Source organism: Lysinibacillus telephonicus (assembly GCF_003966145.1).
GTDB lineage: Bacteria > Bacillota > Bacilli > Bacillales_A > Planococcaceae > Ureibacillus > Ureibacillus telephonicus.
This window is the reverse complement of record NZ_RXNR01000029.1, coordinates 26,304-49,506: the sequence shown is the minus strand read 5'-3', so window position 1 is coordinate 49,506 and position 23,203 is coordinate 26,304. Positions and strand designations below refer to the sequence as shown.

General features: G+C 33.9%; 24 protein-coding genes, 1 pseudogene and 1 riboswitch. Of the genes and pseudogenes, 6 read left to right on the top strand and 19 right to left on the bottom strand.

Annotation, left to right across the window (positions count from 1 at the left end; translation table 11 throughout):
* Nucleotides 1-189: 189 nt before the first annotated feature.
* Nucleotides 190-273: pseudogene (locus EKG35_RS21525) on the bottom strand (YjcZ family sporulation protein); the annotation flags it as partial.
* A 426-nt stretch (nucleotides 274-699) separates the two neighbouring features.
* Here EKG35_RS21525 and EKG35_RS11560 point away from each other — a divergent pair.
* Together EKG35_RS11560 and EKG35_RS21150 are read left to right on the top strand one after the other, a co-directional pair.
* On the top strand, nucleotides 700-948 hold the full coding sequence (locus tag EKG35_RS11560; protein ID WP_246020326.1) for a hypothetical protein: 249 nt from the start codon (nucleotides 700-702) through the stop codon (nucleotides 946-948).
* Between the two features lie 369 nt (nucleotides 949-1,317).
* Complete coding sequence (locus EKG35_RS21150) at nucleotides 1,318-1,587, top strand: Parvovirus coat protein VP1-like protein (protein ID WP_126294612.1); 270 nt, start codon at nucleotides 1,318-1,320, stop codon at nucleotides 1,585-1,587.
* A gap of 227 nt (nucleotides 1,588-1,814) precedes the next feature.
* On the opposite strand, the gene EKG35_RS11550 is transcribed toward EKG35_RS21150, so the two are convergent.
* From EKG35_RS11550 to EKG35_RS11490, 13 genes are all read right to left on the bottom strand, one after another.
* Complete coding sequence (locus EKG35_RS11550; RefSeq protein ID WP_126294611.1) at nucleotides 1,815-2,471, bottom strand: potassium channel family protein; 657 nt, start codon at nucleotides 2,469-2,471, stop codon at nucleotides 1,815-1,817.
* A gap of 25 nt (nucleotides 2,472-2,496) precedes the next feature.
* On the bottom strand, nucleotides 2,497-3,834 hold the full coding sequence (locus EKG35_RS11545; protein WP_126294610.1) for a TrkH family potassium uptake protein: 1,338 nt from the start codon (nucleotides 3,832-3,834) through the stop codon (nucleotides 2,497-2,499).
* Nucleotides 3,835-3,972: 138 nt separating this feature from the next.
* Nucleotides 3,973-4,113: riboswitch (cyclic di-AMP (ydaO/yuaA leader) on the bottom strand.
* Between the two features lie 65 nt (nucleotides 4,114-4,178).
* Nucleotides 4,179-5,156, bottom strand: a complete 978-nt coding sequence (locus EKG35_RS11540; protein WP_126294609.1) for a 2-hydroxyacid dehydrogenase — start codon at nucleotides 5,154-5,156, stop codon at nucleotides 4,179-4,181.
* A gap of 123 nt (nucleotides 5,157-5,279) precedes the next feature.
* On the bottom strand, nucleotides 5,280-6,338 hold the full coding sequence (locus tag EKG35_RS11535; RefSeq protein WP_126294608.1) for a tartrate dehydrogenase: 1,059 nt from the start codon (nucleotides 6,336-6,338) through the stop codon (nucleotides 5,280-5,282).
* A 23-nt stretch (nucleotides 6,339-6,361) separates the two neighbouring features.
* Entirely contained in the window at nucleotides 6,362-7,126 is a 765-nt protein-coding gene (locus EKG35_RS11530) for an SDR family NAD(P)-dependent oxidoreductase (RefSeq protein ID WP_126294607.1), read from the bottom strand.
* Between the two features lie 26 nt (nucleotides 7,127-7,152).
* Entirely contained in the window at nucleotides 7,153-8,598 is a 1,446-nt protein-coding gene (locus EKG35_RS11525; protein WP_126294606.1) for an aldehyde dehydrogenase family protein, read from the bottom strand.
* Nucleotides 8,582-9,064, bottom strand: a complete 483-nt coding sequence (gene rpiB / locus EKG35_RS11520) for a ribose 5-phosphate isomerase B (RefSeq protein ID WP_126294605.1) — start codon at nucleotides 9,062-9,064, stop codon at nucleotides 8,582-8,584. Before rpiB ends, EKG35_RS11525 begins: the two co-directional genes overlap by 17 nt.
* Nucleotides 9,065-9,077: 13 nt before the next feature.
* Complete coding sequence (locus EKG35_RS11515; protein ID WP_126294604.1) at nucleotides 9,078-9,923, bottom strand: phosphogluconate dehydrogenase C-terminal domain-containing protein; 846 nt, start codon at nucleotides 9,921-9,923, stop codon at nucleotides 9,078-9,080.
* Nucleotides 9,907-10,740: a sugar phosphate isomerase/epimerase family protein gene (locus EKG35_RS11510; RefSeq protein ID WP_185807734.1), complete on the bottom strand. Its 834-nt coding sequence runs from the start codon at nucleotides 10,738-10,740 to the stop codon at nucleotides 9,907-9,909. Before EKG35_RS11510 ends, EKG35_RS11515 begins: the two co-directional genes overlap by 17 nt.
* Nucleotides 10,741-10,755: 15 nt before the next feature.
* Nucleotides 10,756-11,526 (bottom strand): triose-phosphate isomerase, encoded by a 771-nt coding sequence (locus EKG35_RS11505; protein WP_126294602.1) that lies wholly within the window; start codon nucleotides 11,524-11,526, stop codon nucleotides 10,756-10,758.
* A complete protein-coding gene (dhaL, locus tag EKG35_RS11500; RefSeq protein ID WP_126294601.1) occupies nucleotides 11,519-12,211 on the bottom strand; it encodes a dihydroxyacetone kinase subunit DhaL in 693 nt (230 codons plus the stop codon). The genes EKG35_RS11505 and dhaL overlap by 8 nt, the downstream gene beginning before the upstream one ends.
* Before the next feature lie 2 nt (nucleotides 12,212-12,213).
* Nucleotides 12,214-13,212 (bottom strand): dihydroxyacetone kinase subunit DhaK, encoded by a 999-nt coding sequence (locus tag EKG35_RS11495; protein WP_126294600.1) that lies wholly within the window; start codon nucleotides 13,210-13,212, stop codon nucleotides 12,214-12,216.
* Between the two features lie 147 nt (nucleotides 13,213-13,359).
* Nucleotides 13,360-14,145, bottom strand: coding sequence for a DeoR/GlpR family DNA-binding transcription regulator (locus tag EKG35_RS11490; RefSeq protein WP_126294599.1), 786 nt, complete (start codon nucleotides 14,143-14,145; stop codon nucleotides 13,360-13,362).
* Nucleotides 14,146-14,504: 359 nt separating this feature from the next.
* On the opposite strand from EKG35_RS11490, the gene EKG35_RS11485 reads away from it, so the two are divergent.
* From EKG35_RS11485 to EKG35_RS11470, 4 genes are all read left to right on the top strand, one after another.
* Entirely contained in the window at nucleotides 14,505-15,515 is a 1,011-nt protein-coding gene (locus EKG35_RS11485; RefSeq protein WP_126294598.1) for a DctP family TRAP transporter solute-binding subunit, read from the top strand.
* A 31-nt stretch (nucleotides 15,516-15,546) separates the two neighbouring features.
* Nucleotides 15,547-16,029 carry a TRAP transporter small permease gene (locus EKG35_RS11480; RefSeq protein WP_126294597.1) on the top strand — a complete coding sequence of 161 codons (483 nt, stop codon included), beginning with the start codon at nucleotides 15,547-15,549 and terminating at the stop codon, nucleotides 16,027-16,029.
* On the top strand, nucleotides 16,026-17,300 hold the full coding sequence (locus EKG35_RS11475) for a TRAP transporter large permease (protein WP_126294596.1): 1,275 nt from the start codon (nucleotides 16,026-16,028) through the stop codon (nucleotides 17,298-17,300). Before EKG35_RS11480 ends, EKG35_RS11475 begins: the two co-directional genes overlap by 4 nt.
* 356 nt (nucleotides 17,301-17,656) lie before the next feature.
* Nucleotides 17,657-18,694, top strand: a complete 1,038-nt coding sequence (locus EKG35_RS11470; protein WP_126294595.1) for an alpha/beta fold hydrolase — start codon at nucleotides 17,657-17,659, stop codon at nucleotides 18,692-18,694.
* A 152-nt stretch (nucleotides 18,695-18,846) separates the two neighbouring features.
* Here EKG35_RS11470 and pdxA read toward each other — a convergent pair whose 3' ends face one another.
* The 5 genes from pdxA to EKG35_RS11445 form a co-directional block, all read right to left on the bottom strand.
* Complete coding sequence (gene pdxA / locus EKG35_RS11465; RefSeq protein ID WP_126294594.1) at nucleotides 18,847-19,866, bottom strand: 4-hydroxythreonine-4-phosphate dehydrogenase PdxA; 1,020 nt, start codon at nucleotides 19,864-19,866, stop codon at nucleotides 18,847-18,849.
* A complete protein-coding gene (locus EKG35_RS11460) occupies nucleotides 19,856-21,166 on the bottom strand; it encodes a four-carbon acid sugar kinase family protein (RefSeq protein ID WP_126294593.1) in 1,311 nt (436 codons plus the stop codon). The genes pdxA and EKG35_RS11460 overlap by 11 nt, the downstream gene beginning before the upstream one ends.
* A gap of 486 nt (nucleotides 21,167-21,652) precedes the next feature.
* Complete coding sequence (locus tag EKG35_RS11455) at nucleotides 21,653-21,880, bottom strand: thymidylate synthase (RefSeq protein ID WP_126294592.1); 228 nt, start codon at nucleotides 21,878-21,880, stop codon at nucleotides 21,653-21,655.
* A gap of 16 nt (nucleotides 21,881-21,896) precedes the next feature.
* Nucleotides 21,897-22,421, bottom strand: a complete 525-nt coding sequence (locus EKG35_RS11450) for a tubby C-terminal domain-like protein (RefSeq protein WP_126294591.1) — start codon at nucleotides 22,419-22,421, stop codon at nucleotides 21,897-21,899.
* Nucleotides 22,422-22,564: 143 nt separating this feature from the next.
* Complete coding sequence (locus tag EKG35_RS11445; RefSeq protein WP_126294590.1) at nucleotides 22,565-23,110, bottom strand: DoxX family membrane protein; 546 nt, start codon at nucleotides 23,108-23,110, stop codon at nucleotides 22,565-22,567.
* Between the last annotated feature and the right edge of the window lie 93 nt (nucleotides 23,111-23,203).

The following is a 23,203-nucleotide window of genomic DNA, read 5'->3' as shown; positions in this document are numbered from 1 at the left end:
TTTATAATCATTATCGTTACACAAAAAAATTAAACGGCTTAAGCCCTTTAGAATTCCGAGCTCAAGCCGCTTAAAATCTTTTTATTATTTATACTGTCTACTTGACGGGGAGCAGTTCATACTTCTGGACAGTCCCTTTCTTAGTTAAATCTTGTTCGGGGGTGAACATTGATAAAAGCTATTTAGTAATTAATAATAGCCTTTATTGTTGAAGAAGGCTGTACCAACGATAATTAATAAAATAAACAAAACAACAATTAACGCAAAATCGTTTTTGTTGTCTTTTCGATCAAAAGCTCCTCCTACGTTATTATCACGTTTTTTATCATAACTTCCGCCTACGTTTTCGTATGACATACTATCACCTCCTTAATTAACATAACTTATGCATTTTTTTAAAAGTGGATTGTACAAAAGTGGAAAACAAAGAAAAAAAACGCCTTAATAAAAGGCGCTAATGCTGTTCAAAATATTTCATATTTACATTGTATATACCACTACACTTATTGATGCTAGCCTCGTTTCATCCATTTATGAAGACAGCTTCCATTCGAGTCTTCCTTGACTCCCCTATATAGCTTTGCTTAAATTGCAATAGATCAAAGGATAAATATGTAAATTGGCGGATATTAAAATTTTAACCGATTCCTCCTATTAAACATATAATTGATTGATGTTAACAATCTGGAGGTTACAACTTTGGAAAGCAAAAACAATCGATTGTTAAATAATGAAATGAACTCAGCTAAACTTGCCCTGATTGCAGGTGCATTTGCTACACTTGGTGAAGGATTATCAACTATTGCTGAAGCTCTAGCAATAGAAGAAGAAGATATTGCTATTGAAAGACAAAGTACGGAACTAAAAAATGAATTAAAAAATTTGCAAAAGCAAATTGATAATTTAACAAAAGAAGTAAGGCAACTAAGAAAGACGCTTGGCAGATAATTAACTCTTCGAAACTTTAACCCCACATCGTATTCCATTTATAATTTAAACAACCATAATTCTAGTAGAAGATTTTATAATACGTTCATTCAACTATTTTATTTCTATTATAAAATTTACATTTATTATATTTACATATTGTACAGTTTCTCTCGCATTATAATATACTATAACAACATATTTTTATATTAATTATCCAATTTTCGCCTTCCTATTGTCTTTTTAAAAGATTCTTAAGCTTAAAATATTAATTTAATCTCTATCTACTTTTTTTATTACACATGAATCCTCTTATTATATAAGCCTTTTCCAAATAACTAAAACTTCATACTATATAGTATCTAGTGTATATAAGAAAAGAGGGAGAAAATGAAAAGAAATAGACGTCGCAGACTAGGCTTATGTTATCCTGGGTATCGATATTGTGGACCATGGTGTACTGGTCCTGGTGAACCCATCAACCCCGTTGATTCATGTTGCAAAATGCATGATGAATGTTATTTAACTTATGGCCCATCAGCATATTGTGACCAACTATTTCAAAATTGCTTGAAACCATATATGAACCCTAATAGCAAAATGGGAAGGGATGCTGCATTCTTCTCCAAAGCCATAAAATTACGCAATTTCTTCTTTTAATTAGCCATTATATTTCTTCAAGAAGTTCCATCCTCTTGAACAAAAAATCAGCTTTCTTTTGAAAGCTGGCAAAATATAAATAGAGAGGCCATTCAGAAAGTAAATTTACTGAACAGCCTCTCTCTATGTCTAAAAGCCTCTCTCTTTTTACAGTCATGTTAACACCACAGCTCAGAAAGATAGAGTGCTTCCCTGAATGCCCTTTAGGATGCTTTTAAATTTTTCCATTATTCTATTCTTGAGAATTTAGCTAAATCATTTCTATTTCCAATCGTTACTAAAATATCATCTTTTTGCAGCAGCTCTTCTGGTGAGGGTGAAATAATAATTTCTCCATTTCTTAAAATTGCAATGACACTAACGTTAAATTTGGCACGAATATTAAGTTCCCTAAGGTTTTTTCCCTCCATTTTCGGCGGCAGAATAATTTCTTCTATATTATAATCTTTTGAGAGTTCAATATAGTTAAGCATATTTGGTGAAAGTAGCTGATTGGCTACCCGTTCTCCCATATCTCTTTCAGGATATATAATCCAGTGGATACCGATTGCTTCTAAAACCTGGCCATGCCGTTTACCAATTGCCTTTGCAATTATTTTTTTTATACCAAGATTTTTTAATAACATAGCTGTTAAAATGCTGGATTGGATATCATCGCCAATCGCGACAATTACACAATCAAAATTGTCAATTCCTAAAGAAGTGATGGCTTTCTCTTCGGTAGAATCTGCTACTACTGCATGTGTCACAAAGGGCTCAGCATTTTCAACACTTTCTTCGTCTATATCAATTCCCAATACCTCTTGACCTGCTTCATGTAATCTTCTAGCTATACTAGTTCCAAACCTTCCTAGACCAATAACAGCATATTGTTTTTTTGCCATCTCTATCTTCTCCCCGCTAAAGTACTTAACCAATCATAATTTTCCCTTTAGGATGACGGTAAGCTTCTTGTTTTCGTCTCTTCGTAATAGCAAACCCTAGTGTTAATGGACCTAACCTTCCAATAAACATCGTTATAATAATAAGGATTCGTCCAATAGGTGAAAGCTCTGGAGTTAACCCCATCGAAAGTCCTACAGTCCCAAAAGCAGAGGTTGCCTCAAACAAATACATAATAAAGGCGTGGCCTCTATCCGTAATACTAAGTAAAAATGTAACGACGACAACAATGAAAAGACCGCTCATTGCAACAGTAAATGCCTTTAATACTGTTTCAATTTCGATTCGACGTTTAAAAATAACAACATCTTCTTTTCCACTAAGTTGTGATTTTACTGTTGTGACTAAAACAGCAAATGTAGAAACTTTTATACCACCGGCTGTTGACCCAGAACCTCCACCGATAAACATAAGAAAAATTGTTAAAAATAATGTAGCATGAGTTAAATCTGCAATAGGTAATGTGTTCGCGCCTGCTGTTCTAGGTGTTACACCATGAAACAATGCGCCCAACACCTTTCCCATTGGCGATAAAGAACCTAAGGTATTAGCATTGCCATATTCAAATATGAAAACTAAAACGACAGCACTAACTGTTAGAATAATTGACATACTTAATACAACCTTTGAATGTAAAGAAAGAACGCGTGTGTGTCGATAGTCATAAAGTTCGTTGATTACAAGAAACCCGAGTCCACCTATGATAATTAAGGAGCATACTGTCAACACGACAGTTGGATCATCCACATAATCAACAAGACTACTGTAATCTCCCATTAAATCAAATCCGGCATTATTAAATACTGAAATTGAATGGAAAAAGCCGAAAAAAATGGCTTGAGCAATTGGCATTTCAAATGAAAATCGAATCGCTAAAATAATTCCGCCAATCGTCTCCGTTATGGCAGTAAAAATTAATATTCTTTTAGCTAATCGAATCATTCCTCCTGGAGAAGCGGCATTGTAGGCTTCTTTTAATAATAGCTGCTCTTTAAAACTAATTCTTTTTCCTAAAAGGGCAAACAAAAATGTAGCAAGCGTCATAAACCCTAATCCACCAATTTGAATTAGTATTAAAATGACAACTTCACCGAAAAAGGAAAAAGTATTTCCAGTATCCACAACAACAAGACCTGTAACACAAACAGCTGAAGTTGCTGTAAATAATGCATCCAAAAATGGCAATGTAGTATAATTTTCCGTTGCAATAGGCATGCTCAATAAAAAAGCTCCAACTAAAATTAAAGAAGCAAAGCCTAGTACAAGCAATTTTGCAGGATCAAGGCTATCTTTAAATTTTTTCATATTTTCTCCTTAATGCCGAAATATAATATTTAGTTTTTATTAAGTAGTATTCATCAATTTTTTAGAAATATAAAAAGACCGATTTAATTAAACGGTATTTGAATTAAATACCGTTTAATCAAGGCGGTCTAACATATGACCTCCTCCGCTTTAGCCGACGAAGTTAGCTGACGGGTAGGATGGCGAAAGAGTCTTACATCCCTTCTGTAACTACAGAATTAACCCCAAAAAAAGTGGGTCCTCCGTTCTCAAATTAATGAGATTTGGCCTGTGTTATTTATTTACTGGGATATTGTACTCCTTGATATGAAATTTGTAAACTTCAAAAATAAAAATATATTTTATTAATTTTTCACGAAAACTTCTGGATTTACTGTATAAAGCAGCTGTTCCCCACTAAGTCCGTTTAATATATTTCTCAATGTTATTTCTACCATTTTATCTCTCGTTTCAACGTTTGCGCTTCCAATATGCGGTACAGCGATTACATTATCTAATGTCAGAAGTGGATGACTTTGATTAATAGGTTCTTTTTCAAAAACATCTAGACCAGCAGCGAAAATTTTCTTTTCCTTTAAAATTTTGTACAAATCATTTTCATCTATTGTTGTACCACGGGAGGCATTGACGAAAATACTTGTTGGCTTCATTAGCGCAAACTGTTCATATTTCAACATATGGTAGGTTTCCTTTGTAGCTGGAGCTAACATTACAACGTAATCGCTATCTTTTAAAAGAGTTTCTAAATCCTTATATTGGACTTGCAATGTTTCCTCCGTATCAAGAACTCGGTTTCGGTTAAAGTAGGAAACGTCCATATTTAAACCTCGAGCCATTTTAGCTAATTCTTTGCCAATTCGACCCATACCAATTATTCCTAATTTTGCACCAGAAATTTTTTGCCCTGCAAATAAATATGGACCCCAGCTTTTCCACTCATCAGCCTTTATAAAATTCATAGATTCGACAACCCTTCGAGCACATGCAAACATTAAAGTTAGCGCAAGCTCTGCTACCGCTTCTGATAGTACATCTGGTGTATGTCCTACAGGAATGTTTCTTTTCGTCGCTGCTTTTATATCGATGTTGTCAAATCCAACTCCCATTGTACTAACAACCTTCAAGTTTTTTGCACAAGAAAAAAGCTCTTCATCAATTCGATCTGTCACGTTTGTAAAAATTGCATCGGCATCTGCGGCTTCTTTTAATAATAAATCTCGCGGCATTACACTATTTTCTTGCTCCCACATTACAACATCAAAACTTTCCGGAATTATTTCCATTACCTCTGTTTCAATTTTACGTGTTATTAAAATTTTCATGTATCATTTCTCCCATATTATAAATAATGAAAGCCCACTTACAGGAAGGTTTGATTCCCTTCTTGGCAGCAGGCTATTTCTCCTTGCAACAATTATACTCTTTTCAAAAAATTTATATCAACATTATTGTTTTTTTAATTTTTCAAATAATGCATCAATAAACTCTGTTGTTCCATAATTACCACCTAAATCTGGTGTTTTAACATTATCAACTAATAATTCTTCTATAGTATTTAGTAATAGGTTTCCAATTTCTTCATACCCAAAATGTTCTAACATTAATTTCGCAGTCCATAATTGACCGATAGGATTCGCGATATTTTTCCCATAAATATCAGGAGCAGAGCCATGAACCGGTTCAAACATAGAAGGGTATTTTCCATTTAGATTAATATTGGCGGAGGGTGCAATACCGATGCTTCCCATAATTGCTCCACCTAAATCTGATAAGATATCACCAAACAAATTACTCGCAACAATCACGTCAAACGATTCTGGCTTCGTTACAAAAAATGCACTTAAAGCATCAATGTGTATAAGCTCTGTTTCAATATCCTCATATTTAGCTTCAGTTTCTGTAAAAACTCTATTCCAAAAAGGCATACTATGATATAAACCATTCGATTTAGTTGCACTTGTCAGTTTATGATTACGGTCATTTGCTAATTGAAATGCAAAATCTATTACACCTTCTGTCGCTTTCCGTGTAAATACATTTGTTTGGATAGCTATTTCATCATTATCCTGATGTATTGTGCCACCGACTTGACTGTATTCACCTTCACTATTTTCCCGAACAACGATAAAGTCAAAATTTTTATCTCCTCTTAGAGGAGAGGTGATGCCTTTTAAACTTTTTACTGGCCGCAAATTAATAACCTGTTGAAATTCTCTTCTTAAGCCAATAACCGTTTGCCATAACGCGATATGATCAGGAACTCGTTTCGGATCACCAATCGCTCCTAAAAAAATAGCATCATGTTGACTTAGCTGCTGAAAGCCGTCATCTGGCATCATCTTGCCATGTTCTTCGTAATAATCGCAGCTATATGGATATAGTTTCTTTTCAAATTTAAATCCACCATGGATTTCGCTTAATAAATCTAAAATTCTTAAACTTTCTGGAACTACTTCTCTTCCAATGCCATCCCCTGGAATTACTGCGATATCAATTTTTCTCATACTGCTTCCCCTTTAATAAGATGTTATAAACCTCTTCCACCGTCAACGTTATATACTGCTCCTGTAATGAAGGATGCGTCATCCGAGCTTAAATACGCGACCATTTTTGCGATATCTTCTGGTTGACAAAGTCTCCCAATTGGAACAGAATCCTCATATAGCTTCCGTCCTTCTACAGGATCCATATTGCCATAGAATTTTTCAAGCATAGGTGTTTCAGCTGGACCAGGGTTTATTACATTTACACGTACTCCAGTATGAGCAACCTCTAAGGCTAAAGAACGAGATAATTGAACAAGAGCTCCTTTTGCAGCACAGTAAGCTGTTATTCCAGGTCGAGGCCGAACCGATGCGATTGATGCAATATTTACGATACTTCCCTTACTATCATTGTTTTTCAAGTAAGGTAGTGCATATTTAGCTAATAAAAATGCAGATTTCACATTAATCGCCATTTGTTTATCCCAAAATTCCTCTTCTACTTCTTCAAGTGGTGTAAAGGTCATTGGAATTCCAGCGATATTTGCTAAAATATCAATTGTTTTGAATTCCTCAACTGTACTGTTGATAATATTTTGTACAGCTTCTTTTTGTGAAATATCGCCGATTATTACTTTCGTTGGTACGTTATACTCCTGAACAATTTTTTCCGTTTCCCTTGCCCCTTGTTCATTCAAATCTACAATTACGATAGTAGCTCCATCTTTAGCAAATTCAATTGCAGTTGCACGCCCCATCCCCGAACCTGCCCCTGTAATAATTGCTACTTTCCCTTTGAATCTGGCCATTTTTTCGTCTCCCCTTGTTTTAATTTTTACTGATAGTTAATAATAATTGCTTTTTCATCTGTCATTTCACGGATTGCGTAAATTGGACCTTCTTTTCCTAATCCGCTATCTTTTATGCCCCCATATGGCTGCCAGTCAGAACGATATGTTGAAACATCATTAATGATGACGCCCCCGTACTCTAGTTCCATCGATGCCCGCATGACTAGATTTAAATCTGAAGTAAATAAACCAACTTGAAGACCAAATTTTGTATCATTTGCCTCTTTGATCACTTCATCGACATCTGAATACTCTATTAGATTAATAACTGGTCCAAATACTTCCTCACACATTACTTTCATTTTCGGTTTTAAGTTTGCTAATATAGTAGGATGCCAGAAAGCCCCTTCTCTAATGCCGCCTAATAAAATTTCAGCTCCATCATCAGCTGCTTCTTTTACCCATGCTTCAACTCTTTCTGCTTGCCGCTCAGAAATTAGCGGTCCAATATCAGTGGCAGGATCTTCTGGATCTCCAACTACCAAACCTCTCGCAGCTTCGATTAGATATTGTTTAAATTCTTCAAATATCTCTTTATGAACATATAGTCGCTGCACTGAAATACACGCCTGCCCATTAATTGTTGCTAAACCGCGCGTAGCACATAATTGAGCGATTTCCTTTAAATTTTGGGCATCTTTATGAACTATATTTGGTGCGTTGCTGCCAAGCTCTAAAGTTACCTTTCTTATCCCTACAGAATTTTTAATATGCTTTCCAACACCTACACTTCCTGTGAACGTGTACATATTGATTCGCTCATCATGAAGTAAAAATTCTCCAGCTTGATGTCCGTAACCGTTTACGACATTTATAAATCCTTTAGGAAGTCCAGCTTCCTCAAGAATTTCTACTAAACGCATTACTGTAATTGGAGCCAATTCAGCCGGCTTTAAAACAACAACGTTTCCAGCTGCAATAGCAGGAGCAATTTTATGAATAGCTAGTGTAAATGGCAAGTTGAATGGAGTTATAGCTGCTATAACTCCTACAGGCACTCTTACGGTATAGGCTATTTTCTTTTCAGAACTAGTTCTACTTGGCATTGGAATTCCTTCACCAAAAATACGTTTTGCTTCTTCAGCGGCAATTGTAAGTGTTTCAATTGCACGGTCAATCTCAACATAAGAATCCTTTAATGATTTACCAACTTCACGTGTAATCGATATGGCTAATTCATTTTTTAAATCATCAATAATTGATGCGGCTTTCATTAAAATGTCATATCGATTTTTTGCACTTAGCTTAATGCTTCGAAACGTTTCAACTGAATTAGCAACAGCTTCTTTTACAATTTCTTCAGTAGCACTGTAAACATTTGCAATATGTTCATTTGTGTACTTATTGAAGACCGGTATTACATCCCCTTCATATATCCGTTTTCCAGCGATAATATGACCTAGCTCAACAACCTCATTTTGTTGAATCATGTCCATCCTCCTTGCTTTTTAAATATTCCTTTTCCTTATCTATTATTTGCTGAACTTTTCTAGCCGAATTCCCTCCTGGAAAAGTTGACTCTAAGTACTTTTGAATCACTTGCTTAGCTAATTCAATTCCTATTACCTTGGCACCCAACGTTATAATTTGTGCATTATTACTTTTTTGTGCCCTTTCTGCAGAATACGTATCATGGCAAGTTGCGGCACGAATGCCTGGAACTTTGCTTGCAGCAATTGCCATTCCTAATCCAGTACCGCATAACAATATTCCTCTATCAATTTCCTTTGAAATGATGGCTTCCCCTACTTGAAAAGCGACTCCTGGATAATCTATTTCCTGACATGAAGCATCCCCTCCATACTCCATCACCTCATGTCCTAACGATTCCACGAAAGCTTTTATTTCTTTTTGCAATTCAAATGCATTATGATCTGACCCAATTCCAATTTTCATGAAATTCCTCCCGTCAGCTTAATTTCAGCATTTTATGAATTGTATAATCCAAATTTTCCTTTTCAAATACCTTTTTCCAATCGGGTTTTATAATCGCTTCCTTACCTAATTCAATAGCGATCATACAAGCATCAGAGAATGGATTTGTTCCTTTTAAGGCGACTGATAATGCAATTTGAATATGTCCATAAAGCATTGCCTTTGCTGCTTCTTCTGGAACACCTAATTTTTTTGTTTCCTCAAGACTTTCTTTTAATAAGGTGCCAACCATACAAGTAATCGTTTCTACTAAAGTTGGTTCTAATATCGCCATTTGCTCAACTGTAATGACATGGCATTTTTCAACCGGTGCATACATTAAGGAAATCAATTCAATAGCGCCTTCTAATTTTGATTCATCCCCTTTATGAACTGCAACGACAACTTCTTGTCTCGCTGCTACCCCACCGAAGGCATCTTCATATTCTTCTTTTGTATACTTTTCTAAAAATATTGATGGGTGGCATGGATGTGCAACAATAGATGTGCAATGATCATTAACGACTAACTGATCTGCATAAGCAGCAGCTGGATCTAATGTTATTAATACAGCACCATCCTTCATAAGAGGCGATACTTCCTTTGAAACTTTATGAATATATATATCAGGTACAGCTAAAATAACAAAATCACTAAGTGGAACAACTTCCTCCATCACTGTAATTGTTAAGTTTCTGTCAGTCATCGCTTTGATCTTTTCTTCTGATTTCTCACATAAATTCAATGAAAACTCTTTACCTATTAGATTATTAGAAATTCGAGTACCCATTTTTCCACCGGCGCCGATGATAGATACAGTACAGTTAGTTAAACTGCTCATCGTAGTTCCTCCATTGCTCTATAAGATTTTCCTTAATAAAATCTAAGCTTTCTCGAATCCATTGTTTTTCGAGGCTAACTGTTTCTTCTATCGAGTTAGAAAATGGCAGCCAAAACTCGACTATTGCATTTGTGTTCACATGGTGTTGTCTTAAAGTCCTTACTAAATGCTTTGTATCCAATAATCCTTTACCAAATGGTGTTCCGATTAAAGAAAACCCTACCCAGCCTTCTTTTCTTTCAAATTTAAAATCTTTTAAATGTAGATTTTTTATAAAAGGTGCTGCTAAAAGGAGCACTTCATTTGGGTATTCTAAATTTGCAATACAATTAGCGGGATCTAGACATATACCTAAATTTGAACTTGATACTGTCTCTGCGATATGAACCAAATCTGCTGTTTTTCTTTGCTCATAAGTTTCAAGGGCAATCGTAATTCCCTTTTCCTCATACATTGGCATCACTTCTTGTAAAAGAACGATTGCTTCCTCAATTGTTGGAACAAAATCTGCGGAATTTAACATGGTTCTTAATGTTTTACTATTTAACTTTTCACAAATATATAAGAATTTTTCGAGCCTATTTTTTTCTATCCCTTTTGTTCCAACCTCTAATTCGATATTTAGCTCCTCTGCTTTTACAGCAATTTGCTCCAGCTCATTATCTGTATAACTTTCAAGTGGTACATAATCGCAAATTTGAAATAAATGTATTCCGTAACGATTTGTTTCCTCCAACAAAGTGAAAATATTTTGGAAATTAAAATCGTTAGAAAGACTATGCCAGTAAAATGAGTATGTGCTTAATCCAATCTTCATCTTTGAACCTCGCATTTAGTTTTGTAATTGTTTAACTTGATTTAAAATTTCTTTAAATGAAGTTAAATTCCACGCTGAACGACCAATAAATAATCCATTTACATGATTTAGCCCAAGTATGGGCAATGCATTTTCAGTATTCACACTGCCACCATAGATAATGGGAATCGAATAGCCTATTGATGGATACAGTTCATTTAAAAGTTGTCGAATAAATTGATGTGTATTTTGAATATATTGAGGATCTGCACATTGACCTTTTTCACCTATTGCCCATCTCGGCTCATAAGCAATCATTACATCATTGGAGGATAACAATTCAATTTTGTGGAGGATTGTTTTAAGTTGAATAGATAAAATTTCATTTGTTATCCCAATATCTTTTTGCTCTCTATTTTCTCCGATGCAAATCAATGGCTGTATTTGATGTTTTAGTGCGGCTTTTACTTTTTTATTTATACTTGAATCATTTTCGTTGAAGTATTCACGTCGTTCTGAATGTCCTAATTCAACTAGTTGTACACCAATTTCACTTAAATGAATTGGAGAAATTTCACCTGTAAAAGGTCCTTCATCTTCCCAGTGCATATTTTGCGCACCTAGTAATATTGGCGAATCTTTTAATATTTCTTTCATTTCTGTTAATGCTGTAAATGGGGGAATAATAAAAAGTTCAATATGATAAGGAAAGTTTATAAAAAATGACTTCAAAGCTGTAGTATATTCCCTAGCTTCCTTCAAGCTTTTATGCATTTTCCAATTCGTTCCGATATAAATTTTATTCATATTGAAGCTCGCCTTTATTTTGCAATTCGTTTACAAAAGTATATATAGCTTCAAACATAATTGAAATCGTCGTTGCACCGGCATCCTGATGCCCAATGGCACGTTCGCCCAACGATTTTGCGCGGCCAAATTTAGCAATTAAATTTTTTGTATTTTCCATTCCATCTTGTGCTTTTTCGCTTGCTTTTTTTAAAGCATTTATTAAATCTTCATTTTCTTCTAAAGCTTGATGTAATGCTTTAACGGCAGGTTCTAAAGCATCGATCATTGTTTTATCTCCAAGCTCTGCTTTTCCCCTTGCTTTTACTCCTTCCAGCCCACTTTGAATAAAGGAAGCAAGTAGTTCTAAATTCAACTTATGGATGATTGGTTTATCTTTTACACTGGCAACAAATAACGTTCCAAATAAAATGCCTGATGCGCCACCCATATTGCTAATCATTGCTTTTCCTGTTTCCAAAAAAATAGAATTAACAGTTGTTAGGTTGTTGTTTTGCAATATTTCGGCTGCCTTTTTAAATCCTACTTCCATGCCGATGCCATGATCTCCATCCCCGATAGCACTATCAATACTTGTTAATAAGGGTTTAGATTCTATTACTTTTTGACCCATATAGAGGAATAGTTCTTTTACTTGATCAATCGTTAAATACGTTTTTAAGCTATCCCCATTAGATACCATCATCGTTATCTTCCCTTCTTGAAATAATAAGGAGAGTAGGCTGGTTTGTCGTAGTATTTTTTTAATTCTTCATCCAATTTCATAACTGTAATAGAAACGCCAGCCATTTCTAACGTTGTACAATAGCTATTTACATCTGCATCATATATGATAATGCCTTTATCTTCTAATATATTTGTAAGTTTGCGGCTCACAATAAACAGTTCCATTAAAGTAGTAGAGCCTAGGCCATTCACAAGAATGCAAACCTCATCACCTTTTTCTAGTTCAATATCCTTTAAAATATAATCCACCATAATTTGAGTTAATTCATCTGCACTTAATAGCTTTGTCTTTTGTATACCGGGTTCTCCATGAATACCCATACCAAATTCAATTTCATCCTCTGCAAGCTCAAATGTATACTTGCCTGTGCTTGGGATAGAACTTGGTGACAGAGCAACGCCAATAGAACGGATATTATCAACTGCTTTTTGAGTTATAGCTGCAACTTGTTCCAATGATAGGTTATCATTTGCAGCTGCACCTGCAATCTTGATTGCAAAAATATCTCCAGCAATCCCTCGGCGATCTTTAGCATTTTCTTTAGCAGCAGATGCAACATCATCATTTACTAGAACTGTTTTGGTCTTAATGTTCTCAAAATCCAGCATTTCAGCTGCCATATCAAAATTCAATACATCTCCTGAGTAATTGCCGTATACATATAAAACCCCATGACCACTATCTAATTCTTTTGTTACTTCTATAATTGTATCTGGTGTAGGGGCCGAAAAAACATTTCCAATTGCAGCACCATCCGCTAAACCTTCTCCAACCATCCCTATGAATAATGGTTCATGGCCGCTTCCTCCGCCTGTTATAATTGCTACACGATCCGGTTTATTTTTCACTATAACTCCATTTGAATTTAAAACCTTCTTGTAACCGTTTCCAAAAGTTGCAATAAATCCTTCTACCATTTCATTCACAACATTTTCAGGATTATTCATAACCTTTTTCACAAACATCCCCCTATTCCCTTTATTATTTGTAAAATATTACAAATTACTTTCATTTTGTTTTATTTCTTAAAAATTAAAAGTAAATGAAAAACTTATGAGTAAAGTATATTGTTAACATATACAAACTTATGCTTAATGATTACTAATCTAGTTATCAGGATAGAGGATTGTTAGTTTTTTATTATATAAATTGAGTTCTTGAGTTTGATTTCTTTCCAGCTCTTTATTCGTAATAATGACATCTATATCTTGTACAGAAGCAAATGTGGCAATAGAATTTTTATTCATTTTTGAATGATCTAGTAATGCAATCACTTTTGATGCATGCTTAATCATTTGTTTTTTTAGCTCAACTTCATATACACTAAAATCTTGAAGTCCATTCGCTGTTGTAAAACCGTTTGCAGATACAAAGAAACTATCAATATTAATTTTTTCTAAAATACCGACCCCCAAATTCCCTTCTAAAGCCATCGAAGATTTTTGTATAATTCCCCCTATTAAAATTACAGTTAAATCTGGATTATTATTTAATTCCATCGCTGTATTTATACCATTAGTAACAATTGTTAATCTTTTTTTCATATTAGCTAATAATCTTGCTAACTCTAATGCCGTTGAACTAGCATCTAACATAATACATTGATTGTCTGTAACTAGTTCCAAAGCCTTTTTGGCAATTTTATACTTTTCATCTTTGTTTTTTAATTGTCTAATGGAGAAATGATATTCCTTTTCAACCTCTTCCTCAAGAATCGCTCCTCCATGAGTTCTTTTTAAAAGGTTCATTTTTTCTAATGTAGTTAAATCATTTCTTAATGTAGCATCCGACACTTCGATTGCATTTGCTAATTCTTGTATTGTCACTCTTTTCTTCTCGAACAATATTTCTAAAATTTGCTTTCTACGTTCTTCTGCAAACATTTTACTCATCGGCTATCCCTCACTGAACAATTATAAATAAAATTACATATAATTCTTTCTACTCAAACATATACATTGAGAAAATTAAATTTTTCGATTATTTAAATAATATCGCTAGAAAACGAAAATATGAATTATTTTACTTTTTATTTCCTTTTATTTAAAAGAAAAATTCACTAACAAACGAAAAACAAGTTATTAGAAATCATTAGCGGACATAAAAATTAGAATATTCAGAAATCAAATGCATTTTCTTTCCTTTTATATTTGGCTTAAAGGAAATGTTTAGGGGGGCGGAGGAGGAAATTTAACAAAAAATGTAAGCGTTATCTTTAAATCATATTTTATTTTTACAAGGAGGAAATAAAATGAAAAAACGATTATTACTGCTTACAACTATTTTGTCACTAATTTTATTGGGCGCCTGTGGTGGTGGAGAAAAACAAGGTGAATCTTCTGGGGAATCAAATGACGAAGCTAAAAGAATTTCAATTGCAACAACACAAACAGAAGATTCTCACTATGGTGCATATTTAAATACCTTTAAAGAAGAAGTTGAAAAAAATTCCAATGGTGCTATTGAAGTATCGCTTCACTATAATAGCGAATTGGGAAATGAGCGCGATAATGTTGAATCTGTTCAAATGGGGACTTTAGATGGTGCATTTATTTCATCAGGTGTAATAAGCAACTTTGTAGATGAATTCAATGTACTGGACTTTCCATTCCTATTTGAAAACACTGAGCACGCACGTTCAGTATTAAATAGTGATATTGGTGAAGAATTTAATGCAAGTTTACTAGAAGTCGGCATTAAGAATTTAGGATTTGGTGAAAACGGTTTCCGTAATATTACTAACAACGAACGACCAATTGTAACTCCAAAAGATTTAGAGGGTATTAAAATCCGTACAATGGAAGTACCAATTCATCAGGAGGTATTTGCTGAGTTCGGTGCTAGTCCGACACCAATGGCTTGGAGTGAAGTATTCACCTCTTTACAACAGGGAGTGATAGATGCTCAAGAAAACCCAATTGCAATCATCTATTCTTCCAAATTAAACGAAGTTCAAAAATATGTATCAATGTCTGGTCATGTTTATTCACCAGCTGTATTTATTTTTAACAATGAGTTATTTGAATCTTTCTCCGGTGATTTACAGCAGGTCCTTCTAGATGCTGCCAAAGTAGCACAACAAGCAAATTATGATTTTATTGATCAAAATACCGAGGCTCAACTTGAAGAATTAAAACAATTAGGCATGGAGATTAATGAAATCGATTTAAAAGCTTTCCAAGATGCTGCTCAGCCTGTTATTGATAAATATAAAGGCGAATATTCAGAGCTATATGACAAAATTAAAGCTGCTGCAAACTAATAAATAGAAGAGTTGTTTTAGGAGGAACGCTATGAATACAATATTGAAATGTATTGATGGCATTAATAAGTTTGTAAAAATTTTACTTGCAATTTCTCTTATTAGTATGACCATCATTATGATTTTACAAGTATTTTCTCGATTTATTTTAAATTTGCCATTGAATTGGTCAGAAGAAGCAACTCGTTATTTAGGTATATATGCAGTATTTTTCGGAGCAGCATTGGCAGTAAGATATAATGAATTAATTTCAGTTGAAGCTGTTCCTGACCTGCTTCCTGAGAAAGGAAGAAAGTATTTAAAAATTATTGTTTTGCTAATTTGCATTGTGTTTTTTGCGATAGTACTCGTACAAGGATTTTCGCTCGTTTCAAATGTAAGTATGCAAAAATCCCCTGCATTACAAATTTCAATGTCTATTCCGTATTTTTCAATACCACTCGGTGCTCTATTACTAATTATTAATGCAATTGCAGCGATCATTGTTTTGGTAAAAGGAGGGGATAAAAAATGACAGCAGCATTAATGGGGTCATTAATGGGATTTTTCATTATCGGTGTTCCCATTGCAATCGCTTTAGGATTCGCATCAGTCGTGGCATTATTATATAGCGGCGACGTTTCTTTATTATTAGTTGCACAGCGCATGTTCACCGCCATTGACTCATTCTCATTGATGGCTATCCCCTTCTTTATTTTGGCCGGTAAGTTAATGGAAAATGGCGGTATTTCTAAACGGTTAGTTAATTTTGCTAACACATTAACAGGACATCATACAGGAGGTTTAGCAATTGTAGCAATTGTTACATCTATGTTCTTTGCGGCAATTTCAGGTTCTAGTGCTGCAACAGTAGCAGCTGTCGGTTCAATTCTAATCCCATCCATGATAAATAAGGGATATCACCGTAATTTTGCTGGAGCAGTGTCATCTGTATCAGGGGAACTAGGAATTATTATTCCCCCTTCTGTTCCACTAATTTTATATGGTGTAACGACGAATACATCTATTGGCGATTTATTCATGGCAGGAATTACACCAGGTATTGTTATCGTTATTTCATTAATTATTTTAGTTTATGTCATTGCAAAAAAACGTGGATATGAAAAAGAAAAGAAAGCAACCTTAGCAGAAACGTGGAAAGCATTTAAAGATGCCATTTTAGCTCTATTAATGCCTATTATTATACTAGGCGGCATTTACGGAGGGATATTTACTCCAACTGAAGCAGCAGTAGTTGCAGTACTTTACGCATTCATTATTGGAGCATTTGTCTATCGTGAAATTAAATTGAATAATCTATTTGAAATATTTGTAAGCTCAGGCATTACTTCTGCAATTGTATTGTTTATAATAGCAAATGCGGGTATTTTCGGTTTAGTTCTAAGTAGAGAAAATATACCTGCAATGGTTGCGAACTTCTTTGCGAACATTACGGATAATCCAATTATTTTCTTACTATTAATAAATCTATTATTAATTTTAGTAGGAATGTTTATGGAAACAAGCGCATCTGTTATAATTCTTGCACCATTATTAACTCCCGTAGCGATTTCTATGGGGATTGATCCTGTACACTTCGGAATTATCATGATTGTGAATCTAGCATTAGGTATGTGTACTCCACCACTTGGAGTTAATTTATTTATAAGCTGTCAAATAGCAAATGTAAAATTAACAAGCATAACCAGAGCTTTAATTCCATTTTATTTTGTCTTGATAGGGGTATTATTACTATTAAGTTATGTGCCTATTATTAGCATGTGGCTTCCAAATCTACTTAAATAGATATTAAAAGGGCTGTACCAGAAGTAGGTAATACAAACTTCTGGTACAGTTTCTTTATATGAAAATACTTTAACTTCCCTTTCGGTATAGATAAATTGCGACTTTCGGCTTTGCCTTTCGAAGAAGAAAGAGGCTGTTACATACTGGTTTCGAATAGAAAAGTGAAATTGAATGCGCTAAGGTATGGAGAACTACTTCCATCTATAGAAGCTTCGGTAAAATTGACCAACTTAACTTAAATAGGGGTGTGTTTATTCAAAAATTTAAATAAATTTCGTATTATAGGTTATAGAAATTGATTCATGATTTCTAAGTATGGAGATTATTAAGATGAAAATTAGATAAGGAGTTTGCATTTGAAAAGGAAAAGAAAGTTCCCCATTTTATTTATAACAATAACATTGATCATAATAACTGCTCTTTTATTTCCTACTTGGACACCTAAAATTGAAGGAGTAAACAGCGTTGCCGAATTAAAATCAATTGAAATAAATGGTACTAAACTTGAAGTGATGATTAGAGGTGCCGATAAAAGTAATCCGATTGCTATCTTTGTGCATGGTGGACCAGGCAGTTCAGAGATACCTTATGTCAGGAAGTATCAAGATCTTCTTGAGGAACATTTTACAATTGTTCATTATGACCAGAGAGGAAGTGGGAAGTCATTTCACTTCTTTGAAGATTACTCGAATATAACCTCAGAACAACATGTGGATGATTTATTGGCACTGACTGAATATGTTAAAGAAGAGTTTTCTCAAGAAAAGGTCATATTAATTAGTCATTCTTATGGAACATATATAGGACTGCAAGCAGCTAGTAAATATCCTGAAAACTATGCAGCTTATATTGGTATTGGTCAAGTTTCAAATACTACAGAAAGTGAAATGGATAGCCTAGAATATATAATACACCAGGCACAACAAGCAGGAAATCAAAAGGATGTAGAGCAAATAGAATCACTTAGAGATTCTATTGAAAACGGTGAGGCGCATACACCCAGAAATATGGTCCGTAAATACGGAGGGGCAGCAAGGTTAATTGATGAAAATATGGACTATCTTCTAGGGTTTCTAACTAGTCCAGAATATAACTTACTTGATGTTATTCGTTATTTTAAGGGAATTTCAGCTACACAAGAAATATTATTAGATGAAGAAAAAGACAAAGATATTACAACAATTGTAAATAAAATAGATATTCCTTTATATTTCGTCATGGGAAAATATGATTATATGACATCTACAAATGCAGCAAAAAAGTATTATGATAACTTGGATGCTCCAATTAAGGATTTTATTATCTTTGAGTATTCTGCACATTATCCTCAATTCGAAGAAGAAAGACTTTTTGCTGATTGGTTGATAAAAACTTCTAAAAGTTTGGAGTTGTAGTTTAATATCCTTCTTTTATTAATTTTTTATGGTACACATCGTGTAATAATTTAAAAGTGGATTTTTGAAATCAATTTTGTTCATGTAAAAAAACGTCATTTCTCTTGTCAGAAAAATGGCGTTTAATTAGTTTTTTCCCCTGCTTTCTTTTTCTATTCAAATAGCTTTTCATCTTCTTCAAACTTATTTCCATATTCAGCAGCAAGCTTAATACATTCCTCCATTGAAACACTTGAAGCAATGTTTTTCCATGCAATATCAAAAGCCGTACCGTGATCAACAGAAGTTCTTAAAAATGGCAATCCATTTGTTATGGATACTGTTTTATGGAAATCCGTCATTTTTGCGGCAATATGCCCTTGATCATGATATAACGATAAAACCGCATCATACTTTCCTTGCAAAGCTTGATAAAATACAGAATCTGCTGGTACAGGACCATAAGCATCATAGCCCTTGCTTTGGGCTAATTGAATGCCTGGGGAAATCTCATCTATTTCTTCATTTCCAAATAATCCACCTTCTCCACTATGTGGATTTAAACCGGCAACTGCAATTTTCGGTGATGAAACCCCCAATCTTTGCAAAGCCTTAGTACAGCGAATAATATAATCATATATCCGTTTTTTTGTCATTAGATTAATGGCATCTTTTAATGATAGGTGCCGAGTTAAGAAAAAAATTCGTAAATTATTAACTTGGAACATCGTTAATGGATCATTTGAACGAGTTAATCCTTCCAACATCTCGGTATGTCCAATATATTCTACTCCGGCTGCCTTTAAAGATTCCTTATTTATCGGTGTGGTAGCAATAGATTTTACTTTTTTATTCAATGCAAGTTCAACCGCTTGTTTTACATATTCATAGGCAGCCCTGCCACATTGTGCTTGCACCTTTCCTTGCTGAAGTGTTTTAATGTCGATATTATCCAAATTGATTACATCAATTGTTCCAAAAGAATATTTTCCTTCCTGTGGAGAGATGATTTCATTTATTTTTAATGGAGTATTTGTTACTTCAATTGCTTTAGCTAAAACTGAAGCACTTCCTATTACTACTGGTTGGCAAATTTCATAGACTGTTTTGTTTGCTAAAGATTTTACTGTAATTTCTGGTCCTATCCCTGCTGCATCACCCATCGTAATGGCAACTATATTGTTATGATTCATTTGCGATAATCCCCTTTGTATTTATTGATTGCAAATACCTTAAACATTGATGCAATGTCGTTTTATTGCCAATCAGCCCCCCCTTTGTTATGATTGGCAACCGATCTAGTTTGCCATTTACTAATTCTCCATAGGCTATTAAACTTTCGACCTCTTCTATTAATTTAATAGCATCTGCACTAACAAAGTTACATAATGATGCAGTTACATCCCCGCCACAACATATGACCCCACCAACTGAAGATGGGTCTAGTAAAATTAATTGTGTTGTCACATTTGCAATCGCAGTTGTTAATTTTTTTGCTATTAATTCTTGTGATACATTTTGTTCCTGTGCAATTTCTCTTAAGTCAACGTTAGCTTCTGATGGATGTGTAGTCGATATGATAAAAATATTTTTTCTTGCAAATTGTTTAATAGCTTTATTAATTGCATTTTCTATAATGCTTTGTGCTTTACTTGGATTAAGTAATTTTATTGGATCTAAATAGATATATTCGCAATTCTGTTCCTTCTCTAATACATAGGCAAGCTGTTTTTTTGTTAAATCTGAAACACTACCAATTGAAAAAATATAATTTATTTTTGGATTATGGTTAAAATATTTTGCTCGTATAAATTCAAAAGTTAGTGGACCAGGATCTACTGGAAAACAATTGTAATTCATAGTTGCCATACCTCTTGCAACTATTTGAATATCTTCATTCGTAATCGCATCTACTATGATTATTTTGCAACCATTCTCAATCTTCTCTTGAAATATTTTTTTTACGTTCTCTTCTCCTAGTCGAATTTCGTGTAATCCAATATGTGCAACTAAATTTTTAGATTGACTTTGAACAATATTTGGAACATATGATTGATTTACAGGGTTCATCGGGTCTCTATTAAGACTTGTATTTTCAAGTAATTCATCATGCAGCAATAAATAACCACCGATTACTTTCCTGCCGGAGTCTGGAAATGCTGGAGATATTACGGCAATGCCATTCTTTCCTGCTGCATCTAACAGCAAGTCTGTAATGAATCCTATTCTGCCTCTCATAGTACTATCAATCCGATTTGCAATAAGTTCTGTTCCCCAATACTGCAGCTCGGTTATTGCTTCCCTTACTCTTTTTTCTACAATATCCTCATGCATATAACGACAATCCAAGTCCATACCAATTACATCAAAGTGAAGCGTTTGAGGGATAGTTGCTCCATTCATGACAGTTGCTGTTTGTAAACCTAATTTCTTTAACAGAACAGCTGTTGCATTTGAACCTGTTAAATCATCTGCAATGTACCCGACCTTCATAACCAACACCTACTTCATTTTTTTAAAACCTTTATATGTTTGTAAAAGTAAGTATTAAAATTTTTTGACTATTAGTTTAAAATTAATTTTCTATTAGTATGGTGATGTGAGCTACTCCATTGATTAGTGAATTTGTAATTATTTATGTACAATTTGAGCAATTAATACATTGAATTACATACTTAAATAAAAATATATTTTTATATTTTTAGTTGCTGCTTAAGGAAATAATATTGAACAGAATCTGGATGGTAAAGTTGGAAATGAAGAGGTATAAATTCGCTGAATTAACTAATGTTTTCGAAATAACATGCTTGTTTATCAAGGAATGACTATGAAATTGAAGAGGGTTGCCTAGCGAGAATCTAACTCTAACTTTTAAATGTATTACTTATTGAACATCAGCGTCTTGCATCCTATTCCAACAAAAAATTAAAAATCACATTGGACTTTCAGGAACAGGATGCAGCGCTGCTATGGATAATACTATAGAGATGTTAATTGCTGTAAATCTTCTTTTAAATAGATAACTAATTCTTGTCTATACACATCATTTTCTAAATAATGGTCTAATGTGTGGAAATCATACTTGAAACTTCCAAAGGGAAATGTGACATTTTCTCCCTTTACTGCAGCAAGGAGTCCTGCTACATCATTTGAAACCATCTCTAATACTTCTTCACCTGTTGCTGTTAATACAAATATTACATTCATTTGAACTCCTCCTAAACTATGCTCCAACAAACAAAGCAGCCTGGCTTATGGCAATATAAAACTCAACGTTTTGTATTGGGCTATTTTCATCTATTTGTAATGTCATATAAAATTGATCATTTAAAAATTCAGCTTTCCATCGAGCTGCTAAAGTTTCTTCAAATAGAAACTCAGACCAATCTTCCATTTGTTTATTGACTTGAATTTTAATAACCCCATCGGTAATTGTTAGTTCAGGAATGGCCATTTTCCAATTTTCGTAAGTAATAATATATTTTTTACCGATTTTATGATCGAATCCCTCGTACCACAACTTGCCCCTTCTAATGACTTTTTTTATAGTGAAAGACTTTTCACCAGATTTATTGGAGACTTCATATTTTAAAAAATATCGATAGTCGAAAAATTGATCTAATGCCTTTTTTAGACGATTATCATATATTCTTTTTGAAATCGCTGCAATTTGCCCGTTGTCATCAAAAATGGGAACCTCTATTACTGATTCAATTTCCCTCGGATGTGTATATGTATAAATTTTCATATATTCTCCCAAATGTTGCGAATGCAAATATCTTTTAGATAATCATACTACAAATTCCTTCTAATCATTAAATAAAAAGGCGACGTCCTTAAAAAATAGACGTCACCTTTCTAATTACCTAGTTAATTCATAATATTCGTTCTTTACTCATAATCAAATTTACTCCAAGGAGTTCCCAACTTTGGCAGAACCCATCGATCAAGCCCGTACCAACCCGCTACTTTCCATGCTAGAACTAACCAAGTTGCAAGTATAAATAGTAATGGGTTGGTGCTAAGTGTTCCTGCAAATAAAAAACTAACATTCATAAAAGACCCGAAAAAAGCTGCAATTCCAGTTAGCAACCCTAAAATTAAACCAAGCCCTACAAGCAATTCCCCATAGGCAACTATAAAAGCAAATATCTTTCCATTTGGCAGTACTACATTTTCTAGAAACATAGCATACCACCCAGCTACATCATTAGACTGTGCAGATTTTTCAAGAGCACCTTTTACGAATCCTGTTACTGCCGCTCCGCCATTTTCCCCAATCCATGCATCATTATGTATTTTTCCCCAACCTGCTTTAAGCCATATGAATCCTACATATAGTCTAATTATTAGCCATAAACCAGCTGATCGAGAATCATTCAGCAAAAACCGGGAAAATGGATTTTCTTTCATATAAATATAATTATTCTTTTCCATAAGATCACTCCCTACAAATATTATAAATTTCGACTATTAACAAATTCTATATTATTTGTGAGTAATGGAATGAATTTCTAAAAGTTTTCACTA